33 protein-coding genes are annotated in these 18666 nt (G+C 67.2%); 32 read left to right on the top strand and 1 reads right to left on the bottom strand.

The window, feature by feature from the left end; translation table 11 throughout:
- The first annotated feature begins 8 nt into the window (after positions 1 to 8).
- The 32 genes from rplC (at position 9) to truA (ending at position 17836) form a co-directional block, all read left to right on the top strand.
- The gene (rplC, locus tag ACSHV8_RS38075) at positions 9 to 659 is read left to right on the top strand and encodes a 50S ribosomal protein L3 (protein WP_436524015.1); all 651 of its coding nucleotides are present in this window, start codon (positions 9 to 11) and stop codon (positions 657 to 659) included.
- Entirely contained in the window at positions 656 to 1303 is a 648-nt protein-coding gene (gene rplD, locus ACSHV8_RS38070; RefSeq protein ID WP_436524013.1) for a 50S ribosomal protein L4, read from the top strand. The genes rplC and rplD overlap by 4 nt, the downstream gene beginning before the upstream one ends.
- Entirely contained in the window at positions 1300 to 1602 is a 303-nt protein-coding gene (rplW, locus tag ACSHV8_RS38065) for a 50S ribosomal protein L23 (protein WP_203739455.1), read from the top strand. The genes rplD and rplW overlap by 4 nt, the downstream gene beginning before the upstream one ends.
- Before the next feature lie 14 nt (positions 1603 to 1616).
- A complete protein-coding gene (gene rplB, locus ACSHV8_RS38060) occupies positions 1617 to 2456 on the top strand; it encodes a 50S ribosomal protein L2 (protein WP_436524011.1) in 840 nt (279 codons plus the stop codon).
- A gap of 13 nt (positions 2457 to 2469) precedes the next feature.
- The gene (rpsS, locus tag ACSHV8_RS38055; RefSeq protein WP_014687760.1) at positions 2470 to 2751 is read left to right on the top strand and encodes a 30S ribosomal protein S19; all 282 of its coding nucleotides are present in this window, start codon (positions 2470 to 2472) and stop codon (positions 2749 to 2751) included.
- Between the two features lie 30 nt (positions 2752 to 2781).
- A complete protein-coding gene (rplV, locus tag ACSHV8_RS38050; RefSeq protein WP_436524008.1) occupies positions 2782 to 3240 on the top strand; it encodes a 50S ribosomal protein L22 in 459 nt (152 codons plus the stop codon).
- On the top strand, positions 3240 to 4067 hold the full coding sequence (gene rpsC, locus ACSHV8_RS38045) for a 30S ribosomal protein S3 (RefSeq protein WP_436524006.1): 828 nt from the start codon (positions 3240 to 3242) through the stop codon (positions 4065 to 4067). The genes rplV and rpsC overlap by 1 nt, the downstream gene beginning before the upstream one ends.
- Positions 4068 to 4070: 3 nt before the next feature.
- Positions 4071 to 4496 carry a 50S ribosomal protein L16 gene (rplP, locus tag ACSHV8_RS38040; protein WP_014687763.1) on the top strand — a complete coding sequence of 142 codons (426 nt, stop codon included), beginning with the start codon at positions 4071 to 4073 and terminating at the stop codon, positions 4494 to 4496.
- Positions 4496 to 4729 (top strand): 50S ribosomal protein L29, encoded by a 234-nt coding sequence (gene rpmC / locus ACSHV8_RS38035; RefSeq protein WP_203739467.1) that lies wholly within the window; start codon positions 4496 to 4498, stop codon positions 4727 to 4729. The genes rplP and rpmC overlap by 1 nt, the downstream gene beginning before the upstream one ends.
- Positions 4726 to 4998 (top strand): 30S ribosomal protein S17, encoded by a 273-nt coding sequence (gene rpsQ, locus ACSHV8_RS38030; RefSeq protein WP_203739476.1) that lies wholly within the window; start codon positions 4726 to 4728, stop codon positions 4996 to 4998. Before rpmC ends, rpsQ begins: the two co-directional genes overlap by 4 nt.
- A 92-nt stretch (positions 4999 to 5090) precedes the next feature.
- Complete coding sequence (rplN, locus tag ACSHV8_RS38025) at positions 5091 to 5459, top strand: 50S ribosomal protein L14 (protein ID WP_014687766.1); 369 nt, start codon at positions 5091 to 5093, stop codon at positions 5457 to 5459.
- Positions 5456 to 5776 (top strand): 50S ribosomal protein L24, encoded by a 321-nt coding sequence (rplX, locus tag ACSHV8_RS38020; RefSeq protein WP_189329745.1) that lies wholly within the window; start codon positions 5456 to 5458, stop codon positions 5774 to 5776. Before rplN ends, rplX begins: the two co-directional genes overlap by 4 nt.
- Positions 5776 to 6345, top strand: a complete 570-nt coding sequence (gene rplE, locus ACSHV8_RS38015) for a 50S ribosomal protein L5 (protein WP_436524003.1) — start codon at positions 5776 to 5778, stop codon at positions 6343 to 6345. The genes rplX and rplE overlap by 1 nt, the downstream gene beginning before the upstream one ends.
- A 2-nt stretch (positions 6346 to 6347) precedes the next feature.
- Positions 6348 to 6533 carry a type Z 30S ribosomal protein S14 gene (locus ACSHV8_RS38010; RefSeq protein WP_014440734.1) on the top strand — a complete coding sequence of 62 codons (186 nt, stop codon included), beginning with the start codon at positions 6348 to 6350 and terminating at the stop codon, positions 6531 to 6533.
- 76 nt (positions 6534 to 6609) lie between these two features.
- Complete coding sequence (gene rpsH / locus ACSHV8_RS38005) at positions 6610 to 7017, top strand: 30S ribosomal protein S8 (RefSeq protein ID WP_014440735.1); 408 nt, start codon at positions 6610 to 6612, stop codon at positions 7015 to 7017.
- A 14-nt stretch (positions 7018 to 7031) separates the two neighbouring features.
- A complete protein-coding gene (gene rplF / locus ACSHV8_RS38000; RefSeq protein WP_436524000.1) occupies positions 7032 to 7571 on the top strand; it encodes a 50S ribosomal protein L6 in 540 nt (179 codons plus the stop codon).
- Positions 7568 to 7963: a 50S ribosomal protein L18 gene (gene rplR, locus ACSHV8_RS37995; RefSeq protein ID WP_436523998.1), complete on the top strand. Its 396-nt coding sequence runs from the start codon at positions 7568 to 7570 to the stop codon at positions 7961 to 7963. Before rplF ends, rplR begins: the two co-directional genes overlap by 4 nt.
- A 13-nt stretch (positions 7964 to 7976) precedes the next feature.
- Entirely contained in the window at positions 7977 to 8600 is a 624-nt protein-coding gene (rpsE, locus tag ACSHV8_RS37990) for a 30S ribosomal protein S5 (protein ID WP_436523996.1), read from the top strand.
- Complete coding sequence (gene rpmD / locus ACSHV8_RS37985) at positions 8600 to 8782, top strand: 50S ribosomal protein L30 (protein WP_014687772.1); 183 nt, start codon at positions 8600 to 8602, stop codon at positions 8780 to 8782. The genes rpsE and rpmD overlap by 1 nt, the downstream gene beginning before the upstream one ends.
- Positions 8782 to 9231: a 50S ribosomal protein L15 gene (gene rplO, locus ACSHV8_RS37980; RefSeq protein WP_436523994.1), complete on the top strand. Its 450-nt coding sequence runs from the start codon at positions 8782 to 8784 to the stop codon at positions 9229 to 9231. Before rpmD ends, rplO begins: the two co-directional genes overlap by 1 nt.
- A gap of 232 nt (positions 9232 to 9463) precedes the next feature.
- On the top strand, positions 9464 to 10804 hold the full coding sequence (gene secY / locus ACSHV8_RS37975; RefSeq protein ID WP_436523992.1) for a preprotein translocase subunit SecY: 1341 nt from the start codon (positions 9464 to 9466) through the stop codon (positions 10802 to 10804).
- Positions 10805 to 10878: 74 nt separating this feature from the next.
- The gene (locus ACSHV8_RS37970) at positions 10879 to 11532 is read left to right on the top strand and encodes an adenylate kinase (protein ID WP_436523990.1); all 654 of its coding nucleotides are present in this window, start codon (positions 10879 to 10881) and stop codon (positions 11530 to 11532) included.
- A 1-nt stretch (position 11533) separates the two neighbouring features.
- Positions 11534 to 12379, top strand: coding sequence for a type I methionyl aminopeptidase (gene map / locus ACSHV8_RS37965; protein ID WP_436523988.1), 846 nt, complete (start codon positions 11534 to 11536; stop codon positions 12377 to 12379).
- 47 nt (positions 12380 to 12426) lie between these two features.
- Positions 12427 to 12864: a DUF1707 SHOCT-like domain-containing protein gene (locus ACSHV8_RS37960; RefSeq protein ID WP_436523986.1), complete on the top strand. Its 438-nt coding sequence runs from the start codon at positions 12427 to 12429 to the stop codon at positions 12862 to 12864.
- 261 nt (positions 12865 to 13125) lie between these two features.
- Positions 13126 to 13347, top strand: a complete 222-nt coding sequence (infA, locus tag ACSHV8_RS37955; protein WP_007073013.1) for a translation initiation factor IF-1 — start codon at positions 13126 to 13128, stop codon at positions 13345 to 13347.
- Positions 13348 to 13440: 93 nt separating this feature from the next.
- A complete protein-coding gene (gene rpmJ, locus ACSHV8_RS37950; protein ID WP_014687778.1) occupies positions 13441 to 13557 on the top strand; it encodes a 50S ribosomal protein L36 in 117 nt (38 codons plus the stop codon).
- A gap of 153 nt (positions 13558 to 13710) precedes the next feature.
- Complete coding sequence (rpsM, locus tag ACSHV8_RS37945; protein WP_014687779.1) at positions 13711 to 14091, top strand: 30S ribosomal protein S13; 381 nt, start codon at positions 13711 to 13713, stop codon at positions 14089 to 14091.
- A 17-nt stretch (positions 14092 to 14108) separates the two neighbouring features.
- Positions 14109 to 14516 carry a 30S ribosomal protein S11 gene (gene rpsK, locus ACSHV8_RS37940; protein WP_014440747.1) on the top strand — a complete coding sequence of 136 codons (408 nt, stop codon included), beginning with the start codon at positions 14109 to 14111 and terminating at the stop codon, positions 14514 to 14516.
- Positions 14517 to 14531: 15 nt separating this feature from the next.
- On the top strand, positions 14532 to 15158 hold the full coding sequence (gene rpsD, locus ACSHV8_RS37935; RefSeq protein ID WP_436523980.1) for a 30S ribosomal protein S4: 627 nt from the start codon (positions 14532 to 14534) through the stop codon (positions 15156 to 15158).
- A gap of 93 nt (positions 15159 to 15251) precedes the next feature.
- Positions 15252 to 16274, top strand: a complete 1023-nt coding sequence (locus ACSHV8_RS37930; RefSeq protein ID WP_203739500.1) for a DNA-directed RNA polymerase subunit alpha — start codon at positions 15252 to 15254, stop codon at positions 16272 to 16274.
- A gap of 36 nt (positions 16275 to 16310) precedes the next feature.
- Positions 16311 to 16856 (top strand): 50S ribosomal protein L17, encoded by a 546-nt coding sequence (rplQ, locus tag ACSHV8_RS37925; protein ID WP_436523978.1) that lies wholly within the window; start codon positions 16311 to 16313, stop codon positions 16854 to 16856.
- Between the two features lie 155 nt (positions 16857 to 17011).
- Positions 17012 to 17836: a tRNA pseudouridine(38-40) synthase TruA gene (gene truA, locus ACSHV8_RS37920; protein WP_436523976.1), complete on the top strand. Its 825-nt coding sequence runs from the start codon at positions 17012 to 17014 to the stop codon at positions 17834 to 17836.
- Here the strand turns inward: truA and ACSHV8_RS37915 are convergent.
- Positions 17833 to 18594: a hypothetical protein gene (locus tag ACSHV8_RS37915; RefSeq protein WP_436523974.1), complete on the bottom strand. Its 762-nt coding sequence runs from the start codon at positions 18592 to 18594 to the stop codon at positions 17833 to 17835. The genes truA and ACSHV8_RS37915 overlap by 4 nt on opposite strands.
- Positions 18595 to 18666: the final 72 nt, after the last annotated feature.

The raw sequence follows: 18666 nt of genomic DNA, 5'->3' as shown, positions 1-18666 counted from the left end.
ACCGGACAATGGACAGGCAAGTAAAGGGGATCCTGGGCGCCAAGCTCGGCATGACCCAGGTCTGGGACAACAACAAGGTCGTCCCGGTAACCGTGGTGCAGGCCGGCCCTTGCGTCGTGACTCAGGTCCGCACGAATGAGAAGGACGGCTACTCCGCTGTCCAGCTGGCCTACGGCGCGGTCGACCCGCGCAAGGTCAACAAGCCCGAGAGCGGCCACTACGCCAAGGCGGGGGTGTCCCCGCGGCGCCACCTGGTGGAGCTCCGGACCAGCGACGCCGACGCGTACGAGCTCGGCCAGGAGATCTCCCTCGAGGAGTTCTCGGCCGGCACCGCGATCGACGTCACCGGTAAGACCAAGGGCAAGGGCTACGCCGGTGTCATGAAGCGGCACGGCTTCCACGGTCTTCGCGCCAGCCACGGTGTCGAGCGCAAGCACCGCTCGCCCGGTTCGATCGGCGCCTGCGCGACCCCCGGTCGCGTCTTCAAGGGCGTCAAGATGGCCGGCCGCATGGGCGGCAAGCGCTACACCGTGCAGAACCTGGTCGTTCAGGCGGTGGACACCGAGCGCAACCTGATCCTGGTCCGCGGCGCTGTGCCCGGTCCGAAGGGCGCGCTGATCCTGGTCCGTACCGCGGCCAAGAAGGGCGGTGCCAAGTGAGCTCGGTCGACATCATCAACGCCGAGGGCACGAAGACCGGCACGGTCGATCTGCCCGGCAGCATCTTCGACGCTCAGGCCAACATCCCGCTGATGCACCAGGTCGTCGTGGCGCAGCTGGCCGCGGCCCGGCAGGGTACCGCCAAGGCGAAGACCCGCGGCGAGGTCGCCGGCGGCGGCAAGAAGCCGTACAAGCAGAAGGGCACCGGCCGCGCCCGTCAGGGCTCGATCCGCGCGCCTCAGTTCACCGGTGGTGGCGTCGTGCACGGTCCCGTGCCGCGTGACTACAGCCAGCGGACCCCCAAGAAGATGAAGGCCGCCGCCCTGCGTGGCGCCCTCTCCGACCGGGCCCGTGACGGCCGCGTGTTCGTCGTCGAGTCCTTCGTCACCGGCGAGACGCCGTCGACCAAGGCCGCCGTCGCCGCGCTGCGGAAGGTCGCGCAGACCAACAAGGTTCTCGTCGTTCTGGACAGCCAGGACGAGCTGAACTGGATCTCGCTGCGCAACGAGCCGACCGTGCACCTCATCGAGGCCGGCCAGCTGAACACGTACGACGTGCTGGTCGCCGACGAGGTCGTCTTCACCAAGGTCGCGCTCGACGAGTTCCTGGGCGCTTCCGAGAAGTCCGAGGAGGGCGACAAGTGAGCACGATCGCCGACCCGCGCGACATCATCGTCGCCCCGGTGGTCTCCGAGAAGAGCTACAGCGTTCTCGACCAGAACTGGTACACGTTCACGGTCCACCCGGACGCGAACAAGACCCAGATCAAGATCGCGATCCAGCAGATCTTCAACGTCCGCGTGCTGACGGTGAACACCGCCAACCGCGAGGGCAAGCGCAAGCGCACCAAGACCGGTTTCGGTCAGCGCAAGGCGACGAAGCGCGCGATGGTCAAGCTGGCTGACGGTGACCGCATCGAGGCCTTCGGCGGCCCGGTCAGCTAAGGGGTTTGTGAATCATGGCTATCCGTAAGTACAAGCCGACCACGCCGGGCCGTCGCGGCTCGAGCGTCGCCGACTTCGCCGAGATCACCCGGTCCACCCCGGAGAAGTCTCTGCTGGTCCCGCTGCCCAAGAAGGGTGGTCGCAACGTCCACGGCCGCATCACCACGCGGCACCAGGGCGGCGGCCACAAGCGGCAGTACCGGCTGATCGACTTCAAGCGGAACGACAAGGACGGCGTGCCGGCCAAGGTCGCTCACATCGAGTACGACCCGAACCGCACCTCGCGCATCGCGCTGCTGCACTACGCCGACGGTGAGAAGCGCTACATCCTGGCGCCGAAGGACCTGAAGCAGGGCGACCGCGTCGAGTCCGGCGTGGGCGCGGACATCAAGCCGGGGAACAACCTGCCCCTGCGCAACATCCCGGTCGGTACGACGATCCACGGTGTGGAGCTTCGTCCCGGCGGTGGAGCCAAGCTGGCCCGTTCGGCCGGTGTGGGCATCCAGCTGCTCGGCCGTGAGGGTGTGTACGCCACGCTGCGTATGCCCTCCGGTGAGATCCGTCGTGTCGACGTCCGTTGCCGGGCGACGGTCGGCGAGATCGGCAACGCCGAGCAGTCGAACATCAACTGGGGTAAGGCCGGCCGCATGCGCTGGAAGGGCAAGCGCCCGACCGTCCGTGGTGTCGCCATGAACCCCGTCGACCACCCGCACGGTGGTGGTGAGGGTAAGACCTCCGGTGGTCGTCACCCGGTCAACCCGGCTGGTAAGCCGGAGGGCCGTACCCGCCGCAAGGGCCAGGAGAGCGACAAGCTGATCGTTCGCCGCCGCTACGCCACCCGCAAGCGCGGGTAACGGGAGTTAAAAGATGCCTCGCAGCCTGAAGAAGGGCCCGTTCGTCGACGACCACCTGCTCAAGAAGGTGGAAGTCCAGAACGAGAAGAATTCCAAGAACGTCATCAAGACCTGGTCGCGGCGTTCGACCATCATCCCGGACATGCTCGGGCACACGATCGCCGTGCACGACGGGCGCAAGCACGTCCCGGTGTTCGTCACCGAGGCCATGGTCGGTCACAAGCTCGGCGAGTTCGCTCTGACCCGGACGTTCAAGGGTCACGAGAAGGACGACCGCAAGAGCCGTCGTCGCTAGTCAGCCACGGATAAGAAAGGGGTTACAGCGATGTCAGTAAAGAACGACGCTCCGGCGCTTCCGGGCTCTCGCGCAGTTGCGAAGCACGTGCGTATTTCGCCGAGCAAGGCGCGCCGCGTGGTCAACCTCGTCCGCGGTCTGCCCGCGAAGGAGGCTCTGACGGTCCTGCAGTTCGCGCCGCAGGCGGCGAGCGAGCAGGTCTACAAGGTGCTCGCGAGTGCGATTGCGAACGCGGAGAACAACGAGCGGCTCGACCCCGACGCACTCCTCGTGAGCGAGGCGTTCGTCGACGAGGGTCCCACGCTGAAGCGGTTCCGTCCGCGGGCGCAGGGCCGGGCGTACCGGATCCGCAAGCGCACCAGCCACATCACTATTGCGGTCGAGGCGGTCCAGGTGGCCCGCCCGGCGAAGAAGGCCGCGGCGAAGAAGGCCACCACGGCCGCTGAGCCCGCTGCCGCCGAGTCCCAGAGCACGGAGGGTGCCGAGTAATGGGTCAGAAGGTTCACCCCACCGGGTTCCGCCTCGGCATCTCCACCGACTGGAAGAGCCGCTGGTTCGCCGACAAGCTCTACAAGGACTACATCGGCGAGGACGTCAAGATCCGCCGCATGATGTCCAAGGGCCTCGAGCGCGCCGGCATCTCCAAGGTGGACATCGAGCGGACCCGCGACCGGGTTCGTGTCGACATCCACACCGCCCGGCCGGGCATCGTCATCGGCCGTAAGGGCGCGGAGGCCGACCGGATCCGTGGCGAGCTCGAGAAGCTCACCGGCAAGCAGGTCCAGCTGAACATCCTCGAGGTGAAGAGCCCCGAGTCGGACGCTCAGCTCGTGGCCCAGGGCGTCGCCGAGCAGCTGTCCTCCCGGGTCAGCTTCCGCCGGGCGATGCGCAAGGCCATGCAGTCGGCCATGAAGAACCCGATCTGCAAGGGCATCCGGGTGCAGGTCTCCGGCCGCCTCGGCGGCGCGGAGATGAGCCGCACGGAGTTCTACCGTGAGGGTCGCGTTCCGCTGCACACGCTTCGGGCGAACATCGAGTACGGCTTCTTCGAGGCCCGTACCACGTTCGGCCGGATCGGCGTGAAGGTCTGGATCTACAAGGGCGACGCCGTTCCGGGTCGCGAGGTCGTCACCGAGGCTCCCGCGCGTCCGCGCCGGGACCGGGCTGACCGTCCCGAGCGTCCGCGTCGTGGCCGTTCCGGCTCGTCCGGCACGACCGCGGGCGGCACCGAGGCCGGGCGCGCTGCCCAGGCCGCGGCGAACGCCGACGACACCGCCGCTGCTCCGGCTGCGGCCGAAACGCAGCAGGAGGGCTGACCTGTGCTGATGCCCCGTAAGCCCCCGAAGGGCTTCCGTAAGCCGCACCACCCGGACCGCCACGGCGCGTCCAAGGGCGGCAACCGGGTCGTCTTCGGTGAGTTCGGTATCCAGGCTCTCGAGCCTGCGTACGTGACGAACCGGCAGATCGAGTCGGCGCGTATCGCGATGACCCGTCACATCAAGCGTGGCGGCAAGGTCTGGATCTCGATCTTCCCGGACCAGGCCCTGACCAAGAAGCCGGCCGAAACCCGCATGGGTTCCGGTAAGGGTTCTCCCGAGTGGTGGGTGGCGAACGTCAAGCCGGGACGGATTCTCTTCGAGATGTCCTTCCCGAACGAGACGGTCGCGCGTGAGGCGATGCGCCGCGCGATCCACAAGCTCCCGATGAAGTGCCGCATCGTGACGCGCGAAGTGGGTGAAAGCTGATGGCAGCGGGCGTTAAGGCAGCCGAGCTGCGCGAGAGCTCCGACGAGGAGCTGGTCGCGAAGCTGCGGGAGGCCAAGGCGGAGCTGTTCAATCTTCGCGTGCAGCGCGCGACCGGGCAGCTCGACAATCACCGTCGACTGCAGGTCGTCCGCAAGGACATCGCGAAGATCTACACGATCATGCGTGAGCGCGAGCTGGGGCTCTCGGTTGCGCCGGATGAGGTGAGCGCATGAGTGAGAACACTGTTGCGCCGCGCGCCCAGCGCAAGACGCGTGAGGGCCTCGTGGTCAGCGACAAGATGGACAAGACCGTCGTCGTCGAGGTCGAGGACCGCGTCAAGCACGCGCTGTACGGCAAGGTCATCCGTCGTACGCGCAAGCTGAAGGTGCACGACGAGCAGAACGCTGCCGGCACCGGCGACCGGGTTTCGATCATGGAGACCCGCCCGCTCTCCGCCACCAAGCGGTGGCGGATCGTGGAGATCCTCGAAAAGGCCAAGTGAGTACGCTGGGCCGGCTACGGCCGGCCCAGCGGACCATCGTTCCGCCAAGCTTCGGTGGGTCACCGGAGAACTGGCAGACATAGGAGACAGACGTGATCCAGCAGGAGTCGCGACTGCGCGTCGCCGACAACACGGGTGCCCGGGAGATTCTGTGCATCCGCGTGCTCGGTGGCTCCGGTCGCCGTTACGCGAGCATCGGCGACGTCATCGTGGCCACGGTCAAGGACGCTATCCCCGGCGCCGGTGTGAAGAAGGGTGACGTCGTCAAGGCGGTCATCGTCCGCACCAGCAAGGAGCGGCGTCGTCCGGACGGCTCGTACATCCGCTTCGACGAGAACGCCGCCGTCATCATCAAGGACGGCGGGGACCCCCGCGGTACCCGCATCTTCGGCCCGGTCGGGCGCGAGCTGCGCGACAAGCGGTTCATGAAGATCATCAGCCTGGCGCCGGAGGTGCTCTGACCGTGAAGATCAAGAAGGGCGACACGGTCGTCGTCATCGCCGGCAAGGACAAGGGTGCCAAGGGTAAGGTCATCGCGGCCTTCCCGCGGCAGGACAAGGTCCTGGTCGAGGGCGTCAACCGAGTCAAGAAGCACGAACGCATCCGTACCACCCAGCGTGGTTCGAAGACCGGTGGCATCGTCACCCAGGAAGCCGCGATCCACATCTCCAACGTGCAGATCCTGGACGACCAGGGGAAGCCGACCCGGATCGGCTACCGGATCGACGAGAACGGCGCCAAGGTCCGTATCGCGCGTACGACCGGTAAGGAACTGTGATGACTGCCGCCACTGAGACGAAGGCGCTGCCGCGCCTGAAGAGCAAGTACCGGGCCGAGATCATCCCGGCGCTCCAGGAGCAGCACAAGTACGCCAACCCCATGCAGATCCCCGGCCTGGTCAAGGTCGTCGTGAACATGGGTGTCGGCGAGGCTGCCCGGGACGCCAAGCTGATCGACGGCGCGGTCCGCGACCTGACCACGATCACCGGTCAGAAGCCGCTGGTGCGCCGGGCGACCAAGTCGATCGCACAGTTCAAGCTCCGTGAGGGCATGCCGATCGGCGCGAAGGTCACCCTCCGGGGCGACCGGATGTGGGAGTTCCTGGACCGGCTGCTGTCCATCTCGCTGCCGCGTATCCGTGACTTCCGGGGCCTCGACGGCCGCAAGCTGGACGGGCACGGCAACTACACGTTCGGCCTGACCGAGCAGTCGGTGTTCCACGAGATCGATCAGGACAGGATCGATCGCACGCGGGGCATGGACATCACGGTGGTCACTACTGCCACGACTGACGACGAGGGCCGGGCGCTGCTGAAGCTCCTGGGCTTCCCGTTCAAGGAGAACTGAGCATGGCGAAGAAGGCCCTGATCATCAAGGCTGCCGCGAAGCCCAAGTTCGCCGTGCGTGCCTACACCCGCTGCCAGAAGTGCGGTCGCCCGCACTCGGTCTACCGCAAGTTCGGCCTCTGCCGCGTTTGCGTGCGGGACATGGCTCACCGTGGTGAGCTGCCCGGCGTGTCCAAGGCCTCCTGGTAACCGACTTAGTAATACCGCTTCGCCGTAGGCCCGCGTCCGACGTGGGAACCCCGGCGAGAAAGGTTGACGAATACCCATGACGATGACGGACCCGATCGCAGACATGCTGACGCGTCTGCGTAACGCCAACCAGGCGTACCACGACAAGGTGACGATGCCCTACTCGAAGATCAAGGCGAACATCGCCGAGGTCCTCAAGGCCGAGGGCTACATCGCGTCGTGGACGTCTGAGGAGCCCGAGGAGGGCGCGGTCGGCAAGCGTCTGGTCGTTGAGCTCAAGTACGGCCAGAACCGCGAGCGCAGCCTCGCCGGCATCAAGCGCGTCTCGAAGCCGGGCCTGCGGGTTTACGCCAAGTCCGACGAGCTGCCCCGCGTGCTCGGTGGTCTCGGTGTCGCGATCATTTCGACGTCCCAGGGACTGCTGACCGACAAGCAGGCCCGCAAGCGGAGCGTTGGCGGGGAAGTCCTCGCCTTCGTCTGGTAACTGGAGACTTAGACATGTCGCGAATCGGACGTAAGTCGATCCCGGTCCCGGCCGGCGTCGACGTCACCATCACGGGCCAGACCGTCAAGGTCAAGGGCCCCAAGGGCGAGCTCTCCCACATCGTGGCCGAGCCGATCACCGTCGCCCGGGAGGGCGCCGAGCTGGTCGTCAACCGCCCCAATGACGAGCGCAAGGCCAAGGAGCTGCACGGTCTCTCGCGCACCCTGGTCGCCAACATGATCGTCGGAGTGACCGAGGGCTACAAGAAGACCCTCGAGATCAACGGCACCGGCTACCGTGTCACCGCGAAGGGCAAGGACCTGGAGTTCGCTCTGGGCTTCTCGCACCCGGTGAACATCGTGCCTCCGGCCGGCATCACCTTCTCGGTGGAGAAGCCGACGCAGTTCACTGTGGCCGGCATCGACAAGCAGCTGGTCGGCGAGGTTGCCGCCAACATCCGGAAGATCCGCCCGCCGGAGCCCTACAAGGGCAAGGGCGTCAAGTACCAGGGCGAGGTCATCCGCCGCAAGGCTGGAAAGGCAGGTAAGAAGTGACCGCCACGCTGCTCAAGCGCCGCAATGGCGGCGGTGCCGCCTCTCGGCGGGCCGTTGGCAAGGCGCGTCGGCACTTCCGGGTCCGCAAGAACGTGCAGGGCACGGCCGAGCGTCCCCGCCTGGTCGTCTCCCGGTCCACGCGGCACATCACCGCGCAGATCATCGACGACCTCAAGGGCCACACGCTGGCTTCGGCCTCGACCCTCGACACCACGATCCGTGGCACCGAGGGCGACAAGAGCGCCCAGGCCGGCAAGGTCGGTTCGCTCCTCGCCGAGCGGGCGAAGGCCGCGGGTATTTCCAAGGTGGTCTTCGACCGCGGTGGCAACAAGTACGCGGGGCGTATCGCCGCGCTTGCCGATGCCGCTCGCGAAGCCGGACTCGAGTTCTAGGAGGATTTGACCAATGCCTGGTCAGCAGCGCCGTGGCGGCGGGTCCGGCGGCAACAGCGAAGGTGGCGGCCGCCGGGACAACCGTCGTGAGGGCGGCCGCGGCAACGCGCCCGTCGAGAAGACCCCTCACCTCGAGCGGGTCGTCGCGATCAACCGTGTCGCCAAGGTCGTCAAGGGTGGTCGTCGCTTCAGCTTCACCGCCTTGGTGATCGTCGGCGACGGTGACGGCACCGTGGGTGTCGGCTACGGAAAGGCCAAGGAGGTGCCCGCGGCGATCGCCAAGGGCGTCGAGGAGGCCAAGAAGCACTTCTTCAAGGTTCCGCGGATCGGTGCGACGATTCCGCACCCGATCACGGGTGAGGCTGCCGCGGGTGTCGTCCTGCTCAAGCCGGCGTCCGCTGGTACCGGTGTTATCGCCGGTGGCCCGGTGCGCGCCGTGCTGGAGTGCGCGGGCATCCACGACATCCTGTCGAAGAGCCTCGGCTCCTCGAACCCGATCAACATCGTGCACGCCACGGTGGCCGCTCTGAAGGGCCTGGAGTCCCCGGAGAAGGTCGCGGCTCGCCGCAGCCTGCCGGTGGAGGACGTGGCCCCCGCGGCGATGCTGGCGGCGCGCGCGGAAGCGGCGGTGCACTGATGGCTCGCTTGAAGGTCACCCAGATCCGGTCCGAGATCGGCCGTAAGCAGAACCAGCGGGACTCCCTGCGGTCGCTCGGCCTGAAGCGGATCAACGATGTGGTGGTCAAAGAGGACCGTCCCGAGATCCGGGGCATGATCTTCGCCGTGAACCACCTCGTCACTGTCGAGGAGGTCGAGTAATGGCGATCAAGATTCATGACCTGAAGCCGGCTCCCGGTGCCAAGACCAAGAAGACCCGCGTGGGTCGTGGTGAGGGCTCCAAGGGCAAGACGGCCGGTCGCGGTACCAAGGGCACCGGTGCCCGGAAGAACACTCCGGCGTCGTTCGAGGGTGGGCAGATGCCTATCCACATGCGGCTGCCGAAGATCAAGGGCCTCCGGAACCGTCCGCGTAACAAGGTCGTGTTCCAGGTCGTGAACCTGGACCGGCTCGCCGAGCTGTTCCCGAACGGCGGCGAGGTCGGCCCGTCCGAGCTCGTCGACGCCGGTGCGGTTCGCAAGAACCAGCCCGTCAAGGTGCTGGGCTCGGGCGAGCTGGGCGGTGTGACGCTGACCATCTCGGCGCACGCGTTCAGCGAGTCCGCGAAGGAAAAGATCGCAGCCGCTGGTGGATCCACCACCGAGCTGTGAGGCTTGCGGGGATGCTCGTCCGGACGCGTGTTCGGCGAGCATCCCCTTGTGGCGTTTGACCTGCACTTTTGTGATCGGTAGTAACGCATTGCCTCGTGGACGGCTACCGTGGCTGACCACGACGGTCCAAGACTGTTAGAGTCCGTTCCCAGCTAGGGATATCGGTCATCCGGGCCGATGCCTTCCCCCCGTACCGCCGATAGAGGCGGTCACCTCGCGCAGGAGGAAGAAGTTGCTCTCCGCCTTTTCGAGTGCGTTGCGGACGCCTGACCTGCGCAAGAAGTTGTTGTTCACGGTGGCGATCATTGCGCTCTACCGGCTCGGCGCTACCTTGCCCAGCCCAGGCGTGTCGTACACCAATGTGCAGGCTTGTCTCAAGCTGACCGAGCAGTCGGGCAACCAGGTTCTGAACCTGTTGAACCTGTTCTCCGGCGGCGCGCTGCTCCAGCTCTCGGTTTTCGCGCTCGGCATCATGCCGTACATCACGGCCTCGATCATCCTGCAGCTGCTCACCGTGGTCATCCCGCGGCTGGAGCAGCTCCGCAAGGAGGGTCAGTCCGGCCAGGCGAAGATCACTCAGTACACCCGGTACCTCACGCTGGGCCTGGCGATCCTGCAGTCCTCGGCGTTCGTGGCCCTCGCTCGCACCGGCCAGCTGTTCGGCGGCCTGTGTGACCAGGACAACCCGTCGTACCAGATCATCCCCGAGAACACCGGCATCCCGATGTGGCTGACGCTCACCGTGCTGGTGATGACGATGACCGCCGGTACCGGTGTGGTCATGTGGCTCGGCGAGCTGGTCACCGACCGCGGCGTCGGCAACGGCATGTCCGTCCTGATCTTCACCTCGATCGCCGCCCGCCTCCCCGGCGAGGGCTGGACGATCAAGCAGTCGGCCGGCACCGCGAAGTTCCTCCTGGTGATCGCGCTGGTCCTGGTGATCATCGGCCTGGTGGTCTTCATCGAGCAGGCGCAGCGCCGCATCCCGGTGCAGTACGCGAAGCGCATGATCGGCCGGCGGATGTACGGCGGAACCTCGACCTACATCCCGCTGAAGGTGAACCAGGCGGGTGTCGTCCCGGTCATCTTCGCGTCGTCGCTGCTCTACCTGCCGCAGCTGTACTTGCAGTTCTTCGACAAGAACAACCTCAAGGGCTACCAGATCTGGATCCAGAACTGGCTGGCGGCGCCGACGAGCTGGGTCTACATCAGCGTCTACTTCCTGCTGATCATCTTCTTCACGTACTTCTACGTGTCGATCACGTTCAACCCGACTGAGGTCGCGGAGAACATGAAGAAGTACGGTGGTTTCGTGCCGGGTATCCGCCCGGGCAAGCCGACCGCCGACTACCTGGACTTCATCCTCAGCCGGATCACGCTCCCGGGCGCGCTCTACCTGGGTCTGATCTCGGTTCTGCCGAACTTCTTCTTCATCTGGCTGGACCAGCAGCAGTACCAGAACTTCCCGTTCGGTGGCACCGCTGTTCTGATCATGGTCGGTGTGGGTCTGGAGACGGTGAAGCAGATCGAGAGCCAGCTCATGCAGCGGAACTACGAAGGGTTCCTGCGGTAGTGGGCACGCGGAGCCGGGGGGCTCTGGCGTCGGCGGTTGGCGTGGCTTCTTGCGACCGAAGCGAGGCGATGTAGGTGCGGCTGGTACTGGTGGGCCCTCCCGGGGCCGGCAAGGGGACCCAGGCTGAGTTCATCGCCGCCCATCTAGCCGTACCGAAGATCTCGACCGGGGACATCTTCCGGGCGAACGTCTCGCAGGGCACCCCGCTCGGCGTCGAGGCCAAGCGCTTCATGGACGCCGGGCAGCTGGTGCCCGACGAGGTGACCATCAACATGGTCCGGGACCGGCTGGCCGAGCCGGACGCCGGCGACGGGTTCCTGCTGGACGGGTTCCCGCGCACGGTGCCGCAGGCCAACGCCCTGGACAAGCTCCTGGCCGACCTGGGCACGGCCCTGGACCTGGTGATGGAGCTCGTGGTCGACGACGACGAGGTGATCCGGCGGCTCTCGGGCCGCCGGACCTGCCGGGGCTGCGGCAAGATCTGGCACGTCGAGTTCGACCCGACCAGCAAGCCGGACATCTGCGACCGATGCGGGTCGGAGCTGTTCCAGCGGGACGACGACAAGGCCGAGACCATCGCCAACCGCCTGGTGGAGTACGCGGACAAGACCGCGCCACTGGTCGACTACTACGGTGCCCAGGGCAAGCTCGTGGGCATCGACGCGACCGGCCCGGTCGAGGACGTCACGGTGCGCGCCATCGACGCCCTGCGGTCGTACGGGGGCTGAAATGCGTCGTCAGGAGCTGGACATCCAGCTGAAGACGCCGGAGCAGATCGAGAAGATGCGTGCGGCCGGCCTGGTCGTCCACGCCGCGCTGGAAGCCATGCGCGAAGCGGTCTCTCCCGGCGTCTCGACCGCCGATCTCGACGCCATCGCCGAGAAGGTGATCCGGGACCACGGGGCGATCCCGTCGTTCAAGGGCTATCACGGCTTCCCGGCGTCGATCTGCGCGTCGAACAACGAGCAGGTCGTGCACGGCATCCCCAGCACCGAGCAGATCCTCGTGGAGGGCGATCTGATCTCGCTGGACTGCGGCGCGATCCTGGACGGGTGGCACGGCGACTCGGCGATCACGGTCGGCGTCGGCGAGACCGATCCGGCCCTGCTGCGGATGGCCGAGGTCGCCGAGGACGCGATGTGGGCCGGCATCGCCGCGGCCGCCCGCGGGGTGGCCAACGGCCGGGGCCGGCTCACCGACATCTCGTTCAACATCGAGAAGGTGATCCGCAAGGCCGGGCGGTACGGCATCGTCGACGGCTACGGCGGGCACGGCATCGGCACCGAGATGCACCAGGAGCCGCACGTGCTCAACCACGGCAAGCCGGGCCGCGGCCCGCGGCTGATCCCGGGTGTGGCGCTGGCCATCGAGCCGATGATCACGATGGGTTCGCCGCGGACGCTGGAGCTCTCCGACGGCTGGACCGTGGTGACCCGGGACGGTTCCCGCGCGGCTCACGTCGAGCACACCATGGCGCTGCTGGAGGACGGGGTGTGGGTCACCACCGCCCTGGACGGTGGAAAGGCCCGCCTGGGTGATCTGGTGACGGCTAAACAGGCCACCACGTCGGCCTGAGCGGACCGGTCTTACCCCGCTCGCGTTCGCCTGGCATGCTGTGACCCATGGGACGCGAGGGGATGCGGGCCGGCGACAATGATCGTCAGCGCGTCGCGGATCAGTTGAAGTCCGCGCTCGACGAGGGCCGGCTTGATCTGAACGAGTACGACGAGCGGGTCCAGCGGGCATATTCGGCCCGGACGTATGGCGATCTTGACGGCCTTCTCGATGATCTGCCCGGCACGGTCCCGGTTCAGCATGCTCAGATCCAGCCGCAGTCCCCGCCGCCGGTGCCGCACCCGGCCGCGGTGAGGAAGGACGGCCACGGCGGCCGGCACACCTTCGGTTCGGCGCTGACGGCGTTCCTGATCTGCACGGTCATCTGGGCGATCTCGTCGCTGAGCTCCGGTCAGGCGTATTATTTCTGGCCCGCCTGGGTGCTCATCCCGGTTGTCATCACCGCCGTCGGCGCGCTCACCGACCGGAATCGCCGCCAGCGTTAGGGCGCCGCCCGGGCCGATGTGAGGCCCCGTTCAGGACCGCTCCGAGACCCGCGTGACACGCCCGACCCCGGGTAACGGTGACCTCGGTTTGGCGTCCCCGAAACGTGCGCGTAGACTGGCTTGCTGGCGCGCAGCGTCCACTCTTTCATGTCCTCAGCGCTTCGAGGAACGAGGGAGCCGCGGCTGGTCCGAGCCCCCCAAGAGGCTTGGGTACGACGTTGCACAGCCTGCCCCAGAACCCGATGTCAGGTAGCGGAGGACATGCCAAAGAAAGACGGAGCCATCGAGATCGAAGGCCGAGTGATCGAGCCCCTGCCGAACGCAATGTTCCGCGTGGAGCTCGCCAATGGTCACAAGGTCCTGGCACACATCTCCGGGAAGATGCGCCAGCACTACATCCGCATCCTTCCCGAGGACAGGGTCGTCGTCGAGCTCTCGCCGTACGACCTGACCCGTGGGCGCATCGTCTACCGCTACAAGTGAACTTTTCCGGCGTGGTTCGCAGCCACGCCGGAGATGATTCATTCGGGTCACGGGGTTTTCCACATCCCGTCTGACTGAGAGTTAAGGCAAACCGTGAAGGTCAAGCCGAGCGTCAAGCGGATCTGCAACAACTGCCGGATCATCCGGCGGCACGGCCGGGTCATGGTCATCTGCTCCACCGACCCGCGTCACAAGCAGCGCCAGGGCTGAGTAGACCCGCGCAGGATCCGCACCACTGAACAAGCTCGTCCCGGCCGCTCCTAGCGAGTGGCCACACCCCCGGTCGGAGGCCGGGGCCCGCCAGGGCAGGTGGGAGGGGATGGGCACAGACCTCCGAGATCACAACGAGGAGTACGCCCAGAAATGGCACGTCTCGTCGGCGTCGATCTCCCCCGCGAAAAGCGGATGGAGATCGCGCTCACCTACATCTTCGGGATCGGGCGTACCCGGTCCGTCGAAGCATTGACCGCTACGGCGATCGACCTGAACAAGCGCGCCAAGGACCTCACGGAAGAGGAGCTGCTCAAGCTCCGCGAATACATTGAGGCCAACTTCAAGGTTGAGGGCGACCTGCGCCGCGAGGTCGCCGCGGACATCCGCCGCAAGGTTGAGATCGGCTGCTACGCCGGCATCCGCCACCGCAAGGGCCTGCCCGTGCGTGGACAGCGGACCCGGACCAACGCTCGTACCCGTAAGGGCCCGAAGCGCACGGTTGCCGGTAAGAAGAAGCCCGGTCGGAAGTAATAGGAGCGCACTGACTTATGCCACCGAAGGCACGCGCAGGGGCCGCAGTCAAGAAGGTCCGGCGCAAGGAACGCAAGAACGTCGCCCACGGGCAGGCGCACATCAAGAGCACCTTCAACAACACCATCGTGTCGATCACCGACCCGACCGGTGCGGTCATCTCCTGGGCCTCTTCCGGCCAGGTTGGCTTCAAGGGCTCCCGCAAGTCGACTCCGTTCGCCGCGCAGCTGGCCGCCGAGGCCGCCGCTCGCCGGGCCATGGAGCACGGCATGCGCAAGGTCGACGTTTTCGTCAAGGGCCCCGGTTCCGGCCGGGAGACCGCCATCCGTTCGCTGCAGGCCGCTGGTCTCGAGGTCGGTCAGATCTCCGACGTGACCCCGCAGCCGCACAACGGATGCCGTCCGCCGAAGCGTCGTCGGGTCTAAGGGAGATCTAGAAGCATGGCTCGTTACGTAGGTGCGGACTGCAAGCGCTGCCGCCGCGAGAAGATGAAGCTGTTCCTCAAGGGCAGCAAGTGTGACGGGCCGAAGTGCCCGTTCGAGTCGCGTCCCTTCCCGCCCGGCCAGCACGGCCGTGGCCGGACCAAGGAGACCGAGTACCTGCTCCAGCACCGCGAGAAGCAGAAGGCCCGCCGCGTGTACGGCGTGCTGGAGAAGCAGTTCCGCGGGTACTACGAGGAGGCCGTCACCAAGCCCGGCAAGACCGGTGAGGTGCTGCTGCAGATCCTCGAGTCGCGTCTGGACAACGTCGTCTACCGGGCCGGCTACGCCGCGTCCCGTGACGCCGCCCGCCAGGTGGTCAAGCACGGCCACTTCCTGGTGAACGGCGTCAAGGTCGACATCCCGTCGTACCGGGTGAAGGAGCACGACATCGTCACGCTCCGCGAGAAGTCGAAGGAGATGACCCCCTTCGTCGTCGCGCAGGCCCAGGCCGGATCCCGGCCGGTGCCGGCCTGGCTGGAGCCGATCCCGAGCGAGATGAAGATCCTCGTGCACACGCTCCCGGCCCGCGCTGTCATCGACACGCAGGTCCAGGAGCAGCTGATCGTCGAGCTCTACTCCAAGTAGCAGCTCTTTGAAGGTGCCGGTCCTGCGACCGGCACCTTTGACAGCAACAGACGGCCATCAAATAGTGGGTGGCCTGACAGAAAGAAGAACAGCGTGCTCATCAGCCAGCGGCCCTCCCTGTCGGAGGAGTCGATCAGCGAGACCCGTTCCCGGTTCACCATCGAACCGTTGGAGCCGGGTTTCGGCTACACCCTCGGTAACTCGCTCCGGCGCACCCTGCTGTCGTCCATCCCGGGCGCGGCGGTCACCAGCATCAAGGTCGACGGCGTGCTGCACGAGTTCACCACGATCCCCGGTGTCAAGGAGGACGTGGTCGAGCTGGTCATGAACGTCAAGGAACTGACCGTCAGCTCGGAGCACGACGAGCCGGTCAGCATGTACCTGCGCAAGCAGGGCCCGGGCGACGTGACCGCCGGGGACATCCAGCCGCCGGCCGGTGTCTCGGTGCACAACCCGGACCTGAAGCTGGCCACGCTGAACAGCAAGGGCCGGCTCGACATGGAGCTGACCGTCGAGCGGGGTCGTGGCTACGTCACGGCGGCGCAGAACAAGAGTGCGGGCGCGGAGATCGGCCGGATCCCGGTCGACTCGATCTACTCGCCGGTGCTCAAGGTCACCTACCGTGTCGAGGCGACTCGTGTCGAGCAGCGCACCGACTTCGACCGTCTGATCATCGACGTCGAGTCGAAGGCGTCCATCTCGCCGCGGACGGCGCTGGCCTCGGCCGGCTCCACCCTGGTCGAGCTCTTCGGTCTGTGCCGGGAGCTGGACGAGACCGCTGAGGGTATCGACATCGGCCCGTCGCCGCAGGACGCTCAGCTCGCCGCCGATCTGGCTCTCCCGATTGAGGAGCTGGACCTCACGGTCCGGTCGTACAACTGCCTCAAGCGTGAGGGCATCAACTCGGTGGGCGAATTGATAGGGCGTACGGAGGCCGACCTTCTGGACATCCGGAACTTCGGCCAGAAGTCCATCGACGAGGTCAAGATGAAGCTCGCCGGTATGGGCCTGGGCCTGAAGGACAGCGCGCCGTCCTTCGACCCCGCGCACGTGGTCGACTCGTTCGGCGACGTGGACTACGACACCGACGACTACCGCGAGACCGAGCAGCTCTAAGAGCTCGGTTGCGCCACATTCCAAGGAGCATCTGAAATGCCCACGCCCACCAAGGGTGCCCGCCTCGGCGGCAGCCCGGCACACGAGAAGCTCATCCTGGCCAACCTGGCCACCGAGCTCTTCCGGCACGGGAAGATCAAGACCACCGAGACGAAGGCCAAGCGGCTGCGCCCGCTGGCTGAGCAGCTCATCACGAAGGCCAAGCGCGGCGACCTGCACGCCCGTCGCCGCGTGCTGGGCACCGTGAAGGACAAGGACGTCGTGTACGCCCTGTTCGAGCAGATCGCTCCGCGGTACACCGGTCGTCCCGGTGGCTACACCCGGATCACCAAGACCGGTCCCCGCAAGGGCGACGCCGCTCCGATGGCGATCATCGAGCTGGTCGAGGAAGCTCCGGTCGCGGCCACCACCGCGCCCGCCGCGCAGGCTGCTGCTCGCCGGGCCGCCGCGCAGCAGGACAAGGTCGAGGCTCTGGCCCCCGAGGAGACGTCGGCCCCGGCCGCCGTCGCCGACGACCAGGACGCCGAGGCGCCGGTCAGCGCTTCCGGCGACAAGGCCGAGGGCGACGACGCCAAGGCCTGACATCGCGTCACGAGGGGCCCGGCATCCGTTCAGGGTGCCGGGCCTTTCGGTTTCAAAGACAAAGACCAAGAATTATTAGGTACGGCCTGAGCACCGTTCCCGTGGATGCGGGGATGCGCGCCGGGCCGTGGTGCAGGCCGAGGAGCGCGCTGCGCATGACGGACACCATCCGGCTACGACTCGACGTCTCCTACGACGGCGCCGACTTCTCCGGCTGGGCGGTGCAGCCAGGTCGCCGTACCGTAGCCGGGGTTTTGATCGAAGCTCTTCGGAGGATCCTGGGCGCTTCGGGCGCGGAGTGGCCGCTCGGGCTGACCGTGGCCGGCCGGACCGATGCCGGGGTGCACGCGACCGGCCAGGTGTGTCACATCGAGTTGCCGGCCGAGCAGTACGAGGAGTTGGCCGGCTCGCTGCTGCGGCGGCTGAGCGGGCTGATGCCGCCGGACGCCCGGGTGCGGGGCGTGCTGCCGGTCCCGGACTCGTTCGACGCCCGCTTCTCGGCGACGTTCCGGCGTTACGAGTACCGGGTCTGTGACGACGGCTGGGGTCCGGAGCCGCTGCGGCGCTACGACACGCTCGGCTGGTCCCGCCCGCTCGATCTGGACCGGCTCAACGCCGCCGCGGCCGGGCTGCTCGGCGAGCACGATTTCGCCGCGTTCTGCAAGCGCAAGGAGCACGCCACCACGATCCGCGCGATCGCCCGGCTGGACTGGCGCCGCGAGGCCGATCGGACGCTCGTGGCGACCGTGCAGGCCGACGCCTTCTGCCAGGCGATGGTCCGCAGCCTGGTCGGCGCGATGCTCGCGGTCGGCGAGGGCCGTCGCGAGCCGGAGTGGCCGGCCAAGCTGCTCACCCAGCGCGAACGTTCCAGCGAGGTGACCGTCGCCCCGGCGCACGGCCTGACCCTTGTCGCGGTGGGCTATCCGGCCGAGGCCGAGTACGCGGCCCGGGCCGACGCCACCCGGCGCCTGCGCGCCTAGATCCGGCGATCGATGACCTGCTCGGTGAGGTAGGAGTCGAGCAGGTCGCCGGTCAGCCGGGGCAGGCTCGGGTCGCCACCCGGGACCGGCTCGCCGCCGGGGCCGGTGATCACGCAGTAGAGCAGGTAGTGACCGTGTGCGCGCCAGCCGATCGGGGTGCCCGGCGGGGACTGCTCACCGGTCATGCCGGTGAACCCGCCGTCGTCGGACTCGACCAGGCGGCCGACCTTCTCGCCGACCGCGGCGGCGCTCTGCGAGTCGGCCAGGTTGAGGACGCCGGCGGTCAGCTCGTAGCCGCTCTCCGGGGTGCGCAGGGACGCGCGGACCGCCTGGGAACATCCGTACGCCGAAATCGCCGACCGCAACTCACCGGTGACCGCGACCGTGCAGTCGGCCTGGACCGACGTGGTCTTGATCTGGAAGCCGGCGGCGCCGGCCGGGAAGACCTCGTCGACGGTCAGCGGGCGCGGATCGGCCGCGCGGGACTCGATCCGCCGGCTCGCGCCGGTGTCCGGGCCCTCGTCGCCGACGATCAGGAACGCCGACACCAGGCAGATACCGAGCACGATCAGGGCGGCCAGGCCGCGGGTGAGAAGGGTCATGGTCTGGTACGGCTCACGCCGCACGTGCCGCTGCGGCCGGGCCCGGACCTGCTGCCGATGCTGGCCGGAGGATCGGGGGAACGGCGGGGCCGGCAGCGCGAGGCCGGCCGCCGGAGCGGCACGATGGGCGGAGCGCGTCGGGGTGGCGAAGCGCATTGGCACAAGTTAGGTGCGCACATCGGTCAATGAACGCACAGTTTGTCCGGCACCCGGTGGTTCCCGCCGCGT

Origin of the sequence: Actinoplanes sp. HUAS TT8, assembly GCF_051380535.1 — a bacterium.
GTDB lineage: Bacteria > Actinomycetota > Actinomycetes > Mycobacteriales > Micromonosporaceae > Actinoplanes.
This window is presented reverse-complemented; position numbering and strand designations above follow the sequence as displayed.

Excerpts from the sequence above, each read along its gene's own strand:
- rplC (WP_436524015.1), top strand. The coding sequence starts at position 9 with ATGGACAGGCAAGTAAAGGGGATCCTGGGCGCCAAGCTCGGCATGACC.
- rplB (WP_436524011.1), top strand. The coding sequence starts at position 1,617 with ATGGCTATCCGTAAGTACAAGCCGACCACGCCGGGCCGTCGCGGCTCG.
- rpsS (WP_014687760.1), top strand. The coding sequence starts at position 2,470 with ATGCCTCGCAGCCTGAAGAAGGGCCCGTTCGTCGACGACCACCTGCTC.
- rplV (WP_436524008.1), top strand. The coding sequence starts at position 2,782 with ATGTCAGTAAAGAACGACGCTCCGGCGCTTCCGGGCTCTCGCGCAGTT.
- rpsC (WP_436524006.1), top strand. The coding sequence starts at position 3,240 with ATGGGTCAGAAGGTTCACCCCACCGGGTTCCGCCTCGGCATCTCCACC.
- rpmC (WP_203739467.1), top strand. The coding sequence starts at position 4,496 with ATGGCAGCGGGCGTTAAGGCAGCCGAGCTGCGCGAGAGCTCCGACGAG.
- rpsQ (WP_203739476.1), top strand. The coding sequence starts at position 4,726 with ATGAGTGAGAACACTGTTGCGCCGCGCGCCCAGCGCAAGACGCGTGAG.
- rplE (WP_436524003.1), top strand. The coding sequence starts at position 5,776 with ATGACTGCCGCCACTGAGACGAAGGCGCTGCCGCGCCTGAAGAGCAAG.
- ACSHV8_RS38010 (WP_014440734.1), top strand. The coding sequence starts at position 6,348 with ATGGCGAAGAAGGCCCTGATCATCAAGGCTGCCGCGAAGCCCAAGTTC.
- rpsH (WP_014440735.1), top strand. The coding sequence starts at position 6,610 with ATGACGATGACGGACCCGATCGCAGACATGCTGACGCGTCTGCGTAAC.
- rplF (WP_436524000.1), top strand. The coding sequence starts at position 7,032 with ATGTCGCGAATCGGACGTAAGTCGATCCCGGTCCCGGCCGGCGTCGAC.
- rpsE (WP_436523996.1), top strand. The coding sequence starts at position 7,977 with ATGCCTGGTCAGCAGCGCCGTGGCGGCGGGTCCGGCGGCAACAGCGAA.
- rpmD (WP_014687772.1), top strand. The coding sequence starts at position 8,600 with ATGGCTCGCTTGAAGGTCACCCAGATCCGGTCCGAGATCGGCCGTAAG.
- rplO (WP_436523994.1), top strand. The coding sequence starts at position 8,782 with ATGGCGATCAAGATTCATGACCTGAAGCCGGCTCCCGGTGCCAAGACC.
- map (WP_436523988.1), top strand. The coding sequence starts at position 11,534 with ATGCGTCGTCAGGAGCTGGACATCCAGCTGAAGACGCCGGAGCAGATC.
- ACSHV8_RS37960 (WP_436523986.1), top strand. The coding sequence starts at position 12,427 with ATGGGACGCGAGGGGATGCGGGCCGGCGACAATGATCGTCAGCGCGTC.
- infA (WP_007073013.1), top strand. The coding sequence starts at position 13,126 with ATGCCAAAGAAAGACGGAGCCATCGAGATCGAAGGCCGAGTGATCGAG.
- rpsM (WP_014687779.1), top strand. The coding sequence starts at position 13,711 with ATGGCACGTCTCGTCGGCGTCGATCTCCCCCGCGAAAAGCGGATGGAG.
- rpsK (WP_014440747.1), top strand. The coding sequence starts at position 14,109 with ATGCCACCGAAGGCACGCGCAGGGGCCGCAGTCAAGAAGGTCCGGCGC.
- rpsD (WP_436523980.1), top strand. The coding sequence starts at position 14,532 with ATGGCTCGTTACGTAGGTGCGGACTGCAAGCGCTGCCGCCGCGAGAAG.
- rplQ (WP_436523978.1), top strand. The coding sequence starts at position 16,311 with ATGCCCACGCCCACCAAGGGTGCCCGCCTCGGCGGCAGCCCGGCACAC.
- truA (WP_436523976.1), top strand. The coding sequence starts at position 17,012 with ATGACGGACACCATCCGGCTACGACTCGACGTCTCCTACGACGGCGCC.
- ACSHV8_RS37915 (WP_436523974.1), bottom strand. The coding sequence starts at position 18,594 with ATGCGCTTCGCCACCCCGACGCGCTCCGCCCATCGTGCCGCTCCGGCG.